Below are 12,955 nucleotides of genomic sequence, written 5' to 3' on the forward strand. Positions count from 1 at the left end.
TGCCTGCTGCCTGCTGCCTGCTGCCTGCTGGAAACCGTCAATCGTAGCCGTCCGACGCCGTCAATCAAAGTTCGAACGGCAATCCTACCCAGTCACGTGCTACTGGACGATCGCCAGCTCGCGCGGGGTGTTGTTGAGACGACGGCCGCCGCTCCCGGTGACGGTGACGATGTCCTCGATCCGGACCCCGAAGCGGCCGGGCAGGTAGATGCCGGGCTCGATGGAGAAGCACATGCCGGGCACCAGGGGCTGTTCCTCGCCCTCGACCATGTACGGCGGCTCGTGGGTGGTGATGCCGATGCCGTGACCGGTCCGGTGGATGAAGTACTCGCCGTAACCGGCCTCGGTGATCACCGCCCGGGCCACCCGGTCGATCTCCTGGCACGCCACCCCGGGGCGCACGGCCTCGAACGCGGCCTGCTGGGCCCGGAGCACCACCTCGTGGACCTCGCGCACCTGCTCGGCGACGTCCGCGCCGACGTGCACGGTCCGGGTGGTGTCGGAGCCGTACCCGTCCTTGAGACCACCGAAGTCCAGCACCACGGTGTCGCCGGGCCGGATCACCCGGTCACCCGCCTCATGGTGCGGGTTGGCCCCGTTGGGGCCCGAGCCGACCACCGTGAAGTCGACCTGGCTGTGCCCGGATTCGAGCAGTCGGGCGGCGAGGTCGGCGGCGATGTCGCACTCGCGGCGGCCGGCGAACGGCACGGTCAGGATCGCCTGGTAGGTCGCGTCGGCGGCCGCGCCGGCAGCGGCCAGCCGCTCGAGTTCGTCGTCGCCCTTCACCGCGCGCAGCATCGGCAGTGAACTCGTCAGCGAGGTGAAGGAACTGCCGGGCAAGGCGGCTTGGAGGCCCAGCAGGTGCATCGCCCAGGCGGAGTCGCTGATGCCGTAGCGGCCGGCCGGGTCCAGCAACGGGCGGAGCACCTGGTACGGGTCCATGTCGTCGGTCCAGTCGGCCAGTTGGAGCGCCGGGGCGCCGGTGGCGTGCTCGGCGTCGGGCCGCTCCAGCTTGGGCACCACCAGGGTGGCGACGCCGTCGGTGGGGAGCACCAGGGCGGTGAGCCGCTCGGTGACGGCGGTGGGCTGGTACCCCGTCAGGTGGACCAGGTCCGGGCCCGGGGTGATGACCAGCCCGGCCAGCCCGGCGCCGGCGGCGGCCTGGGCGGCCCGGGTCATCCGGTCGGCGAAGTCCTGGGTGGTGAAGGGGGTCGGCACTGCGGCCTGCCTTTCCGGGTGAGGAACGCCGTGTGGGATGCCGTGGGGGACGCCCGGCAGGCCGCAGCGTAACAGTGCGGGCTGCCGCCCGCCGGGGATCCGTCAGTCGGCGGATGCCGCCGCCAGCCGTCAGTGGCCGGGCTGGGCGGCCGTCAGGTCGAGTCCGGCGCGGATCTCATGGGCGAGGGTGACCGGGTCGCCGGTGCGGAACATGTGGGAGAAGTACAGCTGGGGCTCCTCCTCGGTCTCCTGGTTGTACAGGCAGCCGACCTCCCACTGCTCCTTGCGCATGGTCGCCACCACGGGCTGCACCTCCTTGCCGGTCATCGAGAAGTCGGGAACGGCCGCGGCCTGGCCGTCGGGGCGCGGCTCGAACTGGATCTGGGTGGAGACTCCCAGCTCGGGGTGGATCGGAACGCCGCCGAGGACGATCCGGTCCGTGCGCGGGACGGTGACCGTGACGACGCCGTTCTCGCCGACCGTCGCGTCCCCGCCCAGGATGTCCGCCAGCTGGTCGACCGGCAGTGGGGTGGTGGGGTGCTGCGGTGAGTGCTGCGGCAGTGGCGTCGCGGTGGCGGTCCTGATGACGTCGTGGATCGCCCGCGCCAGCTCCAGTGGGTTGCCGGTGGCGCGGAAGTGGACGAACCAGATCTTCGGCTCCAGGTCGTACAGGTGCTGGTGCTCGGCCTGGAACACGATGTGGTGGGCCAGGAGCGCGTCGATGACCGGCTGGATCTCGTCCTGCGTCAGCGCCAGGTCGCCGTTGAGGATGGCCTGGTCCTCGCCGGTGCACTGGAAGTACAGCTCGTGCTGGATCTGGAAGCCGTGGACGAACGGAACGCCCTGCGGCCCGGTCACATGCAGGTCGGACCGGTTGATGTCGATTTCGAGCACACCGTTGCTGACGTTCCCGTCGGCCTCCACGATCTGCTCGATCTCGTGCACCGGCAGGGGGTCTTCCGTTCGGACCGCTGCCGGGTGGGTGGCAGCCGGTGCGGCACCGGCGGCGAGGGTGCCGCCGGCCGCGGCCGGCGCGGCGACCAGCGCGGTACACAGGACGGCGCGTACCAGGAGGCGTGGAATGCGGGTAGCGGGCATGGCAGGGCTTCCTTTCGAAGGGGAACGTTGAGGTCGGGCGCCGCAGGCGTCGGCCCGCACCGCCCAGGGCGGCGCCCAGTGGAGCCGCCGGATCCACACTGTGTGTGCGATCGGGTCCGACTGCCGAGGCGCGCCGAACGCTGACCCGGATGCGCCTGCGACGTCTGTCCGTCGACGCGCCTGCCACCTGTCGCCCGCCGGGCGGCCGAGGCCGGTGAGCCGCCCGGCGGCGGGCGGCGGGCGGCGGGGGGTGCCGGGCGGTCCGCTTCCGGTTGCCCGGGCGCGCTCTGGGCAGGCGCTGGACATGCCTACCGAACAGCACCCACAGCACACACAGCACCACGCGGCCATGACCCACTCGGACGGAGAGCGGCCGCTCGCCGTGGTGACCGGCGCCTCCAGTGGCATCGGCTATGAGCTCGCCAAGCAGTTCGCCGAGCACGGGTTCGACCTGCTGGTGAACGCGGAGGACGGAGCGCTGGACGCCGCCGCCGAGCGGCTGGCCTCGAACGGGGCACAGGTCACCGCCGTCCGCGCGGATCTGCGGCGGTTCGAAGGCGTCGAGCAGCTGGCGGCGGCGATCGCCGCGCAGCGGTCTCCGGTCGCCGCCGCCGCGCTGAACGCCGGGATAGGGACCGGCGGACCCTTCGTCGAGGGCGATCTGCGGGACGACCTGGCGATCATCCAGCTCAACGTCGCCTCCACCGTCCACCTCGCCAAGCGGCTGCTACCGGACATGGTGGCTCGCGACGAGGGCCGGATCCTCATCACGTCATCCATCGCCTCGACCTCACCCGGGCCGTTCCAAGCCGTCTACAACGCGTCCAAGTCGTTCGTGCAGTCGTTCGCCGAAGCGCTGCAGAACGAGCTGAAGGACACCGGGGTGACCGTCACCTCGCTGATGCCGGGGCCGACCGAGACCGATTTCTTCCGCCGTGCGGGCATGGAGGACACCCGGCTGGGCCGGCAGCCGAAGGACGACCCGGCGGAGGTGGCCCGGCAGGGCTTCGAGGCGCTGATGGCGGGCCGGAACCGCAAGGTCGCGGGCTCCCTGAAGACGAAGGCCCAGGAGGCCGCCGACAAGGTCCTGCCCGACAGCGCCAAGGCCGCCGTCCACCGGCGCCTGTCCGAGCCCGGATCGGGCGAGTAGCGCCTGAGAGGAGTAGCGGCCTGCGAGGAGTAGCGGGCTACGCGTGGTGTGCCCACGAGCGGACAGCCGCGGCGGGTCCGGCTGACGCGGAGTCAACCGAACCCGCCGGGAACCGGGTGCGAGTCAGACCCGCTCGGCCGGCCTGGGTGCTTCCGCCACCTCCGCCACCTCCGCCGGTGCCGCCCGCTCCAGCCGGGCCAGCAGCTGCTCGCCCTCCCGCTACTGGTGATGCGCCGCGCCGGCGAGCAGGCCGAGGAGGAGGCCCTGCGGCAGCTCGACCTGCTGGTGGCCACCACCGTCGGCCTCTGCCTGGGGCAGCCCGCCCGGACCTCCTGACGGGCCGTCGAATCCATGGCGGCCCGCGCTGACCGGAGGCGGCCCCCGGCGGTGGGCAGATCGCCGATCAACGGCGGCGTTCGCGGCGCCCGTACTGCTTGCCGTGCCTGGCATCGCGCTCGGCCCGCCGGGCCAGCGCCGCCTCGAACAGCCGGGCCAGCTCCTTGGCGGCGGGGCTGATCGGGAGCGGCGGTTCGACGGGACGGCCGTCGTCGTCGACCAGGCCCTGCGCCCGCAGCTGCTGGTCGTGCACCTTCAGGGGCGGCTCGGGACTGCGGTCCGACGGGCGCGCGGACCCTCCGGGCCGTCCGGCCCCATCCGCAGCAGTCGCTCCACCCGGATCACCCGCAGCAGACGCCCGGCCACCTCGACCTCGTCGCACCTGGTGTCGTCGAGCAGGTCCGCGGCTTCGGCGTAGACGGCGCGCTCGGCCGCGTTCAAGCCGCGCAGCACCGGGGACATCACCCGCAGGTCCATGGACAAGAAGTCGCGGGCTGCCTGCGGGGTGCGGCAGAGCACCGCGGGCTCGGGTCGCCAGCCGAAGGCCGACCGCTCGGCGATCGAGAAGGCGGTCGGCAGTAGCACGCCGTCCGGGTGACTGCGCCGGGCCGCCTCAGCCTCCCGCACCGAGTCGGGCGCCAGCGCACCGGCCGGGCGGACCAGCCGGAGCAACTGCAGTCTCAGGACGCCCTCGCACAGCTCGATGGGCGCGCTCGGGTCCAGGACGAGCCCGTCCAGCCCGTCGTCGTCCCCGAACGCATGCCCGACCGGATGTGGATCGGGGTCGGTGGGGCGCGGCGGCTCCGGGCCGTCCGCACCGCTGCGCACGAACAGCTCGGCACGCACCACGCGGTAGCGCCTGCTGAGCACCGCGAGCTCGTCGACGACCTCCCAGTCCAGTCGCTCGGCGGCGGACAGGTACTCCCGCTGCGCCGATGCCTCGCCCGCTGCTCCGGCCTCGGCGGCCAGTTGCCGGAACAGCAGCGCCATGCCGTCCCGGCTGCTCTGCGGGTCGGGACTGCCGAGGTGGCGGCAGAGCCGCCAGCCGCCGTCCGCCCGCTCGGCGGCGATGCCGAACACCGGCCCGCTGAAGCCGCGCAGCTCGGGGTAGCGGTCGCGGGCCCGCCAGGCTTCGATGTCCCTGAGGGCGGCGACCGGCTCATCGGGCGTGGTCACCCGGAGGTTGCGGTGGGCGGGAAGCTGCCGTGAGTCGTCCGTCATGGCGACAGGATGCGGTTGCTCGCTCACTCCACGCAGTCGGTCGACGGGGATTCAGCCTTCCGGGGGAGCGCGCGGTCCGGGGCGGCGAGGATCAGGTGCGCCGGTGGGTGGGGCCGTGGCCGGCGAGCGGGTGGGCGGGGGCGGGGGCGTCGTGCGGGTCGCGCGGCGGCTGGGGCTCGGCCGGTGCGGTGGGTTGACCCGACGGTCCGGTCGGTGCGGGGGCGTTCCTCGATCGGCCGGCGGGCCCCCCGCGCGGTGTGAGGACCCGCTCCGACCGGCCGGTGGGACCCTCGCCCGGTGCGGCAGCCTGCTCCGCTCGGTCGTCGGGGGCGTCGGGCGGTGCCGTGGGCGGGGCGGGCCCGGTCGGTTCGGAGGCGGCGGCCGTGCGGCGGCGGCGCTGCCGCCAGGCCAGCACGCCCGCCAGCAGCAGCACCGCCGCGCCGACCGCGATCAGGCCGGCCAGGCCCACGGTGCGCAGCAGGCCGGCCGCGGAGGCGCCGAGGAAGTACCCGGCGGCGACGTTCAGCGGCCCCCAGGTGAAGGAGGCGGCCGCGCTGTAGCCGAGGAACGAGCGGTACGGCATCCGGGCGGCGCCCGCCGTGAACGGCACGAAGGACCGGACGAAGCCGATGAACCGCGCGGTGAACACGGCGGGCCCGCCGCGCCGGCGCAGATAGCCGGCGGCCCGGTCGATCCGGCCGCCGGGCCGGATCCGCCGGCGTCGGGACGGAGCGTCGATCCGCTTGCCGAACAGCCGCCCGAGCCAGTAGCCCGTGCTGTCGCCGACGATGCCGCCCGCGACCACCGCCAGGCAGAGCAGGAACGGGTTCAGCACCCCGCGACTGGAGAGCGCGGCGGCGAACAGCACCACCGTCTCGCTGGGGAGCACCAGTCCGACGAATGCGCTGGTCTCGCCCGCCGTCAGCAGGAAGATCAGCGCGTATGCCCACATCCCGGCCGCCGCCACCAGTCCGGTGAGATTCACGGCGGCCCCCAGGGGCGGATGCGTCGGGCAGCGACGGCTGATCGGGTACGGATGGACGGGCCGTCCAGGCGGGACGGCCTGCGAGAACACAACGCGCCGAACGAGTGATTGATTCCTCGGCTGCCGGTGCGCACACCGGCGCGAGAATATGTCATCATTTGAAGACATCAGGCGAAGACATCTGCTGAAGACATCCGGTGATGACAAATCGCCGCACCGACCGGTCCCGGTCGGCTCGGCGGTCAGTCCGGTGCACCCGTGACCGACCGGTTCACCACCAGGAGGGGACGACTCATGACGACGGTGCCACCCGAACCCCGATCCGCCACGGCACGCGAGCGCGCCCTGGTACCCGTGCTGGTCTTCCTCGGCACCGTGGTCGCGGTGATCAGCAGCCTCGGCGCTCCGCTGATCCCGACCATCGCGTCCGTCGACCACGTCTCGCTGGCCGAGGCCCAGTGGTCGCTGACCGTCACCATGCTGGTGGGCGCCGTAGCCACCCCCGTGATGGGCCGGCTCGGCGACGGGCCGCGCCGCCGCCCGGTGGTTCTCACCGCCGCCACCGTCGTGGTGGTCGGCAGCGTGCTGGCCGCGCTGCCGCTCGGCTTCGCCTTCCTGGTGGCCGGCCGCGCGCTGCAGGGCGTCGGCCTCGGCCTCACCCCGCTGGCCATCGCCATCGCCCGGGACAGCCTGCCGGAGGGCCGCTCACGCTCGGCCGTCGCCCTGCTCTCCATCACCACGGTGGCCGGCGTGGGCCTCGGCTACCCGCTCACCGGACTGATCGCCCAGTCCTTCGGCATCCACGCGGGCTTCTGGTTCGGCGCGGTCATCAGCGCCCTCGGTCTGCTGCTCGGCATCCTGGTGGTGCCCGCCAACACCCATCGCGAGAGCCACCCGCTGGACGCGCTCGGTGCGGCGCTGCTCGGCCTCGCGGTCGCCGGCCTGCTGCTGGTGCTCACCGAGGGTGAGTCCTGGGGGTGGACCGCCCCCAAGCTGCTCGTCCTCGGCGCCGTCGCGCTGCTGCTGCTCGCCTGGTGGGTCCGGCACGAGTTGCGCACCGCGCATCCGCTGGTCGACCTGCGCACCCTGCGCAACCCGGTGGTGCTCACGGCCAACGTCACCGCCGTGGTCGCGGGCGTGGCGATGTACCTGCTGATGTCACTGGTCACCAGGTTCGTGCAGACGCCCACCGCGGCGGGCTACGGCTTCGGCGCCTCCGTCGTGGTGGCGGGCCTGGCGCTGCTGCCCTTCTCGGTGTCCAGCGTGCTCTCCAGCAAGGTCGTCCCGGTGCTCGCCCGGCGCACCTCCGCCGCCGCGGTGCTGCCGGTCGGCTGCGCGGTCTCGCTGCTCTCGATGGTGGTCTTCCTGACCTCGCACGGGCACCTGTGGCAGGTCCTGGTGGTGATGGGGATCGCCGGACTGGGCGTCGGCTGCACCTTCGCGGTGATGCCCGGACTGATCGTCAGCTCGGTGCCGGCCCGGGAGATCGGCAGCGCCGTCAGCTTCAACCAGGTGCTTCGCTACATCGGGTACTCCACCGGCAGCGCGCTCTGCGGTGCGATCCTTCAGGCGCACACCGCCGCCGGGCACCTGCTGCCGAGCGAGTCCGGATACCGCGCGGCGCTGCTGCTCGGGTGCGTGGTCTGGGTGGTGATCGGACTGGTTACCATCGTGCTGCCGAGGCGCGCCGCCGCGGTGGCCCGGCGGGCGAGCGCGGACGAGGAGCTGATGGTGGAGGAGAGCTTGGCGGACATCGCGCCCGGCGAGGACGAGGTGCCGCTGCGGGTGACCGGATGACCGAGCCCGCCGCGGCCGGGGCCCGCCGCGACGCCGGGCCCCAGGTGGCGCCCCAGGCCGGGCCAGCGTCCGGAGGCACCCCCGCCCCGCGCCGCCGCGACGCCGCACGCAGCCGTGAACTGCTGCTCCAGGCAGCCATCGAGCTCTTCGCCGACCGCGGTTTCGACCGCACCACCACCCGGGACATCGGCGAGCGCGCCGGGGTCGATCCGGCGCTGATCGCCCGCTACTTCGGCGGCAAGGTGCAGCTCTACCTCGCGGCGGTCCGCGCCGAGCAGGGCGACCAGCCGCCCGCCGACCTGCTGGCCGAGGACCGGCTGCACGGGCTGCTGAACCGGTTCGAGCGGCGCGGTCTCGGCCCGTCCTTCGCGGCCGTCATGCTCCCCGGCGACAACAGCGAGGTCCAACGGGCGGCCCGGGCCCACCTGCAGGAGCGGCTGGTGGACCCGCTGCGGGAGCGGCTCGCCGCCGACGGCGTGGAGCGCCCCCGGCTCCGGGCCGAGGTGGCCACCGCCGCCTTCGTGGGCGTGCTGATGGCCCGTTCCAGCGGCGCGTTCGCCGAGCTGACCGACGCCGAGACGGCCGAGCTGGAGCCGCTGCTGCGCAGCCTGCTGGCGGCCCTGCGGGACTGAGCCGGTTCGGGGTGATCAAACCGGGCAGCCGGTCCACAGGCGTCAGGCGCGGCGGCCGTCCGCGATGCCCAGCCGGGCGGGGCCCCGGGGCACTCAGGCCAGGCGCTTGGCCTGGGAGCGCAGCGAGACCGCATGGCCGATCTCGATCAGCCCGATCACCAGCAGCCAGATGCCGGCCATCACGGCCAGTGCCAGGATCGAGCTGAACGGGTCGACCAGCAGGATCGTCCCGGCGAGCGCGGTGATCACACCCAGGAAGGTGTACCAGCCCCGGCCGGGCGTCCCGCTCGGCAGGTCCAGCGCCGCGACCGTGGCCGTGATCCCCCGGAAGAGCCAGCCGATCCCGATCCACAGCGACAGCAGCAGCACCGACTGGTAGGGACCGCGGAAGCAGAGCAGCCCGACCAGCACCGACAGCGCCCCGCTGATGAAGCCGAGCACCCGGAGCCCGGTGGACGCGTGCACCGTCGCGGCCAGGACCAGCTGCAGGATGCCGCTGATCAGCAGGTAGACCCCGAACAGCACGCCGACCACCGCCAGCGTCCGCTCGGGCCAGGCCAGCACGATGATGCCGAGCAGGACGCCGAGCAGGCCGATGGTCAGCGCACTGTGCCAGCCGAACCGCGCGAGCGCGCCGAGCGGACTGGTGGGGGAGCCGTTCTGGGGAAGCGTCATACCACCCACCCTCGCCGCCGACCTGCCGGCGTGCACGCGCAGTAGACCGAACGGGGGATGGCGGTCGTGCCGGGGCCGGACGCGCGACGGGCCCGCCTCCCGGCACGGGGAGGCGGGCCCGTCGGGCCGGAGCCGGGCGTCAGGTCAGCGCGCCGCCGTTGCCGCCGCGCACCGCCTCGACCGCGTGCTGGTGCCAGGAGCGGGCGGCCTGCTCGTCGCCGACCTCGATCGGACTGCCCTGCAACGTGAACCAGTCCTGCGCATCGGTGTACTGCACCGTCAGGATCGCCTCGGTGCCCGTCCAGGTCGTGTGCACACTCAGGTCGCCGTTGAGTTGGGCCCCTTCGACGGTGCGGACCCCGCCGGGCCCGGCCCATACGTTCTTGGTCGTCCAGGTCGCCCAGGTCGCCGGTTCGTCTGCCATGCGCTGTCTCCACTTCGGGGGATCGCGTGCGATGGAAGGTGCGGCGGTGTGGTACCGCTACACGGTGTGACAACCCGTCACATGCTAGCTGGCTCGACCGGCGATCGCGCAGTCGGGGGGCCGCCGGATCGAGGCGGCCGCGGCCGGTTCGGGGTGCCGCGGGGTACCGGGCCCGGCCTGGGCCCGGTCCGGCCGACCCCAGCCGGACCGGGCCCAGGGGGCGTCTTGGGTGTGGCAGGCCAGGGAAACCTGCCCACCCGGGAGCCGGCGGCCGATCTCTGCACAGTCGGTGCCGCCGGCGATCCGGTCGGCCGGCGTGCCCGGGGAAGCCACCAGCCGTCCGGAGCCCTTGGGTGCTCCATTCACCTCTTCAGCGCCGGCGGAGGGAGAAGTGTCACACCTTTTCGAAGAAAATTTTTCGGACGTTCCCGGCCGGCCGTGGAGGCGCCGAAAACCGGCGGTACGGCTGGTCACTCGGCCGAGGTGGTGCCGTTCACCGGTGCGAAGCCGTCCACCAGCGTGACGAACTCCTCCGGCCGCTCGAAGAAGGCCACGTGCCCGGTGTCCAGCTCCGCGTAGCCGCTGCCGGCGATGGCCGCGTGCAGGGCCCGGCTGTGCTCCACCGGAACGGTGGCGTCCTGGGTGCAGCCGACCACCAGGGTCGGTGAGGCGATCTTCGGCAGCAGCTCCCGGATGTCCACGGCGAGGTCCAGTGCCACGTGGCGCAGCGTGCCCGGGGTGGGCGGGAGGTTGGGGACCAGCAGTTCCACCTGCTCCCGGCCGATCGCGTTGAGGAAGCCGCGGCTGAACCCGGTGAGGGTGATGATCCGGCCGAACGCCGCGGGGTCGCTCGCCCCGAGCTGCTGCCAGAGCGTGAACGTGTTGCGCAGGTACTCGTCGCCCTCGGTGTGGGCCCAGCCGGCCACCAGGACCAGCCGCCGCACCAGGTCCGGGCGGAGCGCGGCGGCGGCCGCGACCACCGTGGCACCCATCGAGAAGCCGAGCAGGTCGACCGGGCCGGTGCCGGCGTCCTCGATCACCGCGATCACCTGCGCGGCCAGGCCCTCGATTGTCAGCGGCCCGCCGCCGTCGGTGGTGCGCTCGGTGCCGGAGAGGTCGGGAGTGATCACGGTGCGCCGGTCGCTGAACCGCGGCACCAGCTGCCCCCAGTTCACCTCGGCGCCGCCCGAGCCGGTGCCGTGCACCAGGACGAGGGCCGGGCCGGAGCCGCAGCGGTCGTAGTGGACGAGGGCGTCGTCGACCTGGACGGTGTGGACGGCAGGGGTGAAGGTGGTCATCGCTGACGCTCCTTGGGAAGGTTCGGTCGCCGGGGCCGTTCGCCCCGGCACCGACGACTCTGCCGAGGGCGCGTCGCGGGTGGCAGAGCACCGCGAACCCTGGGATCGGCGGTCCCTGGTTCGCCGCTCCCCGATCCGGCATGATGACGATCATGACGATCAACCGGGAGGAACTGGCCGACTTCCTACGACGGGCCCGGGCCCGGGTGACACCGCAGGACGCGGGCCTGCCGGCCGGGCCCCGCCGCCGCACCCCGGGGCTGCGCCGCGAGGAGGTCGCGCAGCTCGCGGCGATGTCGGCCGACTACTACATCCGGCTGGAGCAGGCGCGCGGCCCGCAGCCGTCCCCGCCGATGCTGGCAGCGCTGGCCCGGGCACTGCGGCTGAGCGACGACGAGTGCGACCACCTCCACCTGCTGGCCGGCCACCGCCCGCCGGCCGGCCGCAGCAGCGGCGACCAGGTGAGCCCCGGCCTGCTGCACCTGCTCGGGCAACTGCCCACCACCCCGGCCCAGGTGCTCAGCGATCTCGGTGACGTGCTGGCTCAGAACGAAGCCGCCAGGGCGCTGCTCGGCGGCGTCTGCACGGTCTCCGAGCACGGCCGGAACGTGGCTTGGCGCTGGTTCACGGTGCCGCTGATCCGGGCCGCCTACCCGCCCGAGGAGCACGACTACCTGAGCCGGCTGCACGTCGCCGACCTGCGCGCCGCGACCGCCCGCCGCGCCGACGACCCGGCCGCCGCCCGCCTGGTGGCGCGGCTGACCGAGGCCAGCGAGGAGTTCCGCGCCCTGTGGGAGCTGCACGAGGTGGCGGTGCGACGCCGCGGCCGGCTGCGGGTGCGGCACGAGCTGCTCGGCCCGGTCGAGCTGGACTGCCAGTTGCTGCTCGACCCGGAGAGCGACCAGCGGCTGGAGCTCTACACACCGCCGCCCGGCAGCGACACGGCCGAACGGCTGGCGCTGCTGCGGGAAGCGGTCAGCTCAGTCGGAGCGTGACGAACGGGATGGTGTCGCCGTCCAGCAGGTAGCGCTCGACCTCGACGAAGCCGTGGGCCTCGGCGAAGCGCAGCCCGTCGGTGTTGCAGGCCAGCACGATGGTCTCGATCGCCGGGGCGCCGAACCCCTGGGCCCGGGCCAGCCCGCTCCGGTACAGCCGGCTTCCGAAGCCGCGGCGGCGGTACTCGGGCAGGATCCGGGCGATCACGGTGGCGGCCGGCTCCTCGGGGCTGGGTGGGCGCACCGTGCTGCAACCGACCACGACCCCGTCCAGCACGGCGAGTTCCAGGTGGTAGCGCCCGGACCGTTCGCGCACCTGGTCCAGGGAGAGCGGATCGGTCGGGATGACGGTGTTGTGGACGTGCTGCCAGTCGGCGAGCACGGCGTCGCCGACTGCCTGCTGGATCATCAGGGCTTCCATGGCGGCAGCCAACCGGTGCCGACCGGAGGGCGTCAACGCAATTGCGGCGCCGGACGGTCGGGTCGAACCGGCGGGTCCTTTGGGGCAGCGGCGCGCGCCGCGTCGACGGAAAATGTCAGGACAGTGCGCCGATCGCCGCCTCCACCAGGGCGACCCGCTCGGGCAGCGGGCCGGCCGGCACCTCGAAGAGCGTGAAGCCGAAGGCCCGGTAGCTCTCCTCGTGCCGGCGCTCGAACTCCAGCGACTCGGCGAAACCGATCCGGCGCGCCGGTGTCGGCTCGCAGAACCCGAGGTTGCGGACGAAGAACGCGGTCGGTTGGTACACCTCGGCCGAGATGACCCGGTCCAGCTCAGCGCGCAGGCCGGCCGACACCGGGTGGCCGAGGTAGCCGGCCAGCGCGTGGGTGCAGACCGGCGAGCGGTCGAAGAACTGCACGGGCCCCCGGCAGGGCGCCAGTTGACGCTCCCGCTGGAGTGCCGCGACCTCGTCGACGAACGACGGCCGCGTCCACGGCTCGGCCACCCCGGTCGCCTGCGCCCGGGCGATCACCTCGGTGGCCGCCTCCTCGACGACCTCGTGACCGCGCCCGGCGAGTGCGCGCAGCAGAGTGGTCTTGCCGGAACCGGGAGTTCCGGTGAGAACGAAGCGACGCACCATGTCCTGCCCCTCTCAGCTTGCACGTCGGGCCGCCTGCCCGGGCAGGC

General features: G+C 73.5%; 14 protein-coding genes. 4 read left to right on the forward strand and 10 right to left on the reverse strand.

Features of this window, described 5'->3' with window-relative positions; all coding sequences use genetic code 11:
- Window positions 1–99 precede the first annotated feature (99 nt).
- Complete coding sequence (locus LN042_RS05570; RefSeq protein ID WP_230049042.1) at window positions 100–1,179, reverse strand: aminopeptidase P family protein; 1,080 nt, start codon at window positions 1,177–1,179, stop codon at window positions 100–102.
- 168 nt (window positions 1,180–1,347) lie between these two features.
- Window positions 1,348–2,316 carry a DUF1259 domain-containing protein gene (locus LN042_RS05575; RefSeq protein ID WP_230048957.1) on the reverse strand — a complete coding sequence of 323 codons (969 nt, stop codon included), beginning with the start codon at window positions 2,314–2,316 and terminating at the stop codon, window positions 1,348–1,350.
- Window positions 2,317–2,665: 349 nt separating this feature from the next.
- Between LN042_RS05575 and LN042_RS05580 the strand changes: the two genes are divergently transcribed.
- Window positions 2,666–3,466: an SDR family NAD(P)-dependent oxidoreductase gene (locus LN042_RS05580; protein WP_230048958.1), complete on the forward strand. Its 801-nt coding sequence runs from the start codon at window positions 2,666–2,668 to the stop codon at window positions 3,464–3,466.
- Between the two features lie 403 nt (window positions 3,467–3,869).
- Here the strand turns inward: LN042_RS05580 and LN042_RS05585 are convergent, their stop codons facing one another.
- The 3 genes from LN042_RS05585 to LN042_RS05595 form a co-directional block, all read right to left on the reverse strand.
- Window positions 3,870–4,055: a hypothetical protein gene (locus LN042_RS05585; RefSeq protein WP_230048959.1), complete on the reverse strand. Its 186-nt coding sequence runs from the start codon at window positions 4,053–4,055 to the stop codon at window positions 3,870–3,872.
- A gap of 2 nt (window positions 4,056–4,057) precedes the next feature.
- Window positions 4,058–5,023, reverse strand: a complete 966-nt coding sequence (locus LN042_RS05590) for a DUF5954 family protein (protein ID WP_230048960.1) — start codon at window positions 5,021–5,023, stop codon at window positions 4,058–4,060.
- A 91-nt stretch (window positions 5,024–5,114) separates the two neighbouring features.
- Entirely contained in the window at window positions 5,115–6,008 is an 894-nt protein-coding gene (locus LN042_RS05595; RefSeq protein WP_230048962.1) for a DedA family protein, read from the reverse strand.
- A 294-nt stretch (window positions 6,009–6,302) separates the two neighbouring features.
- On the opposite strand from LN042_RS05595, the gene LN042_RS05600 reads away from it, so the two are divergent.
- Window positions 6,303–7,805 carry an MFS transporter gene (locus LN042_RS05600; RefSeq protein WP_230048964.1) on the forward strand — a complete coding sequence of 501 codons (1,503 nt, stop codon included), beginning with the start codon at window positions 6,303–6,305 and terminating at the stop codon, window positions 7,803–7,805.
- Entirely contained in the window at window positions 7,802–8,437 is a 636-nt protein-coding gene (locus LN042_RS05605) for a TetR/AcrR family transcriptional regulator (protein WP_230048966.1), read from the forward strand. Before LN042_RS05600 ends, LN042_RS05605 begins: the two co-directional genes overlap by 4 nt.
- 93 nt (window positions 8,438–8,530) lie before the next feature.
- Here the strand turns inward: LN042_RS05605 and LN042_RS05610 are convergent, their stop codons facing one another.
- The 3 genes from LN042_RS05610 to LN042_RS05620 all read right to left on the reverse strand — a co-directional run bounded on the left by LN042_RS05610 (window position 8,531) and on the right by LN042_RS05620 (window position 10,834).
- Entirely contained in the window at window positions 8,531–9,112 is a 582-nt protein-coding gene (locus tag LN042_RS05610; RefSeq protein WP_230048968.1) for an HdeD family acid-resistance protein, read from the reverse strand.
- Window positions 9,113–9,251: 139 nt separating this feature from the next.
- The gene (locus LN042_RS05615; RefSeq protein ID WP_230048969.1) at window positions 9,252–9,536 is read right to left on the reverse strand and encodes a hypothetical protein; all 285 of its coding nucleotides are present in this window, start codon (window positions 9,534–9,536) and stop codon (window positions 9,252–9,254) included.
- A gap of 470 nt (window positions 9,537–10,006) precedes the next feature.
- On the reverse strand, window positions 10,007–10,834 hold the full coding sequence (locus LN042_RS05620) for an alpha/beta fold hydrolase (protein ID WP_230048971.1): 828 nt from the start codon (window positions 10,832–10,834) through the stop codon (window positions 10,007–10,009).
- Window positions 10,835–10,977: 143 nt separating this feature from the next.
- Here LN042_RS05620 and LN042_RS05625 point away from each other — a divergent pair, with 143 nt between their 5' ends.
- On the forward strand, window positions 10,978–11,829 hold the full coding sequence (locus tag LN042_RS05625) for a helix-turn-helix transcriptional regulator (protein WP_230048973.1): 852 nt from the start codon (window positions 10,978–10,980) through the stop codon (window positions 11,827–11,829).
- Here LN042_RS05625 and LN042_RS05630 read toward each other — a convergent pair.
- The gene (locus LN042_RS05630) at window positions 11,810–12,238 is read right to left on the reverse strand and encodes a GNAT family N-acetyltransferase (RefSeq protein WP_230048975.1); all 429 of its coding nucleotides are present in this window, start codon (window positions 12,236–12,238) and stop codon (window positions 11,810–11,812) included. The two genes, LN042_RS05625 and LN042_RS05630, sit on opposite strands and share 20 nt — an antisense overlap.
- A 127-nt stretch (window positions 12,239–12,365) precedes the next feature.
- Window positions 12,366–12,908, reverse strand: a complete 543-nt coding sequence (locus tag LN042_RS05635) for an AAA family ATPase (protein ID WP_230048976.1) — start codon at window positions 12,906–12,908, stop codon at window positions 12,366–12,368.
- Window positions 12,909–12,955 lie beyond the last annotated feature (47 nt).

The sequence above is a fragment of the Kitasatospora humi genome, assembly GCF_020907985.1.
GTDB classification, from domain to species: domain Bacteria; phylum Actinomycetota; class Actinomycetes; order Streptomycetales; family Streptomycetaceae; genus Kitasatospora; species Kitasatospora humi.

Coding starts and splice junctions, on each gene's coding strand:
- LN042_RS05570 (WP_230049042.1), bottom strand. CDS start 1,179: ATGACCCGGGCCGCCCAGGCCGCCGCCGGCGCCGGGCTGGCCGGGCTG.
- LN042_RS05575 (WP_230048957.1), bottom strand. CDS start 2,316: ATGCCCGCTACCCGCATTCCACGCCTCCTGGTACGCGCCGTCCTGTGT.
- LN042_RS05580 (WP_230048958.1), top strand. CDS start 2,666: ATGACCCACTCGGACGGAGAGCGGCCGCTCGCCGTGGTGACCGGCGCC.
- LN042_RS05590 (WP_230048960.1), bottom strand. CDS start 5,023: ATGACGGACGACTCACGGCAGCTTCCCGCCCACCGCAACCTCCGGGTG.
- LN042_RS05600 (WP_230048964.1), top strand. CDS start 6,303: ATGACGACGGTGCCACCCGAACCCCGATCCGCCACGGCACGCGAGCGC.
- LN042_RS05605 (WP_230048966.1), top strand. CDS start 7,802: ATGACCGAGCCCGCCGCGGCCGGGGCCCGCCGCGACGCCGGGCCCCAG.
- LN042_RS05610 (WP_230048968.1), bottom strand. CDS start 9,112: ATGACGCTTCCCCAGAACGGCTCCCCCACCAGTCCGCTCGGCGCGCTC.
- LN042_RS05615 (WP_230048969.1), bottom strand. CDS start 9,536: ATGGCAGACGAACCGGCGACCTGGGCGACCTGGACGACCAAGAACGTA.
- LN042_RS05620 (WP_230048971.1), bottom strand. CDS start 10,834: ATGACCACCTTCACCCCTGCCGTCCACACCGTCCAGGTCGACGACGCC.
- LN042_RS05625 (WP_230048973.1), top strand. CDS start 10,978: ATGACGATCATGACGATCAACCGGGAGGAACTGGCCGACTTCCTACGA.
- LN042_RS05630 (WP_230048975.1), bottom strand. CDS start 12,238: ATGATCCAGCAGGCAGTCGGCGACGCCGTGCTCGCCGACTGGCAGCAC.
- LN042_RS05635 (WP_230048976.1), bottom strand. CDS start 12,908: ATGGTGCGTCGCTTCGTTCTCACCGGAACTCCCGGTTCCGGCAAGACC.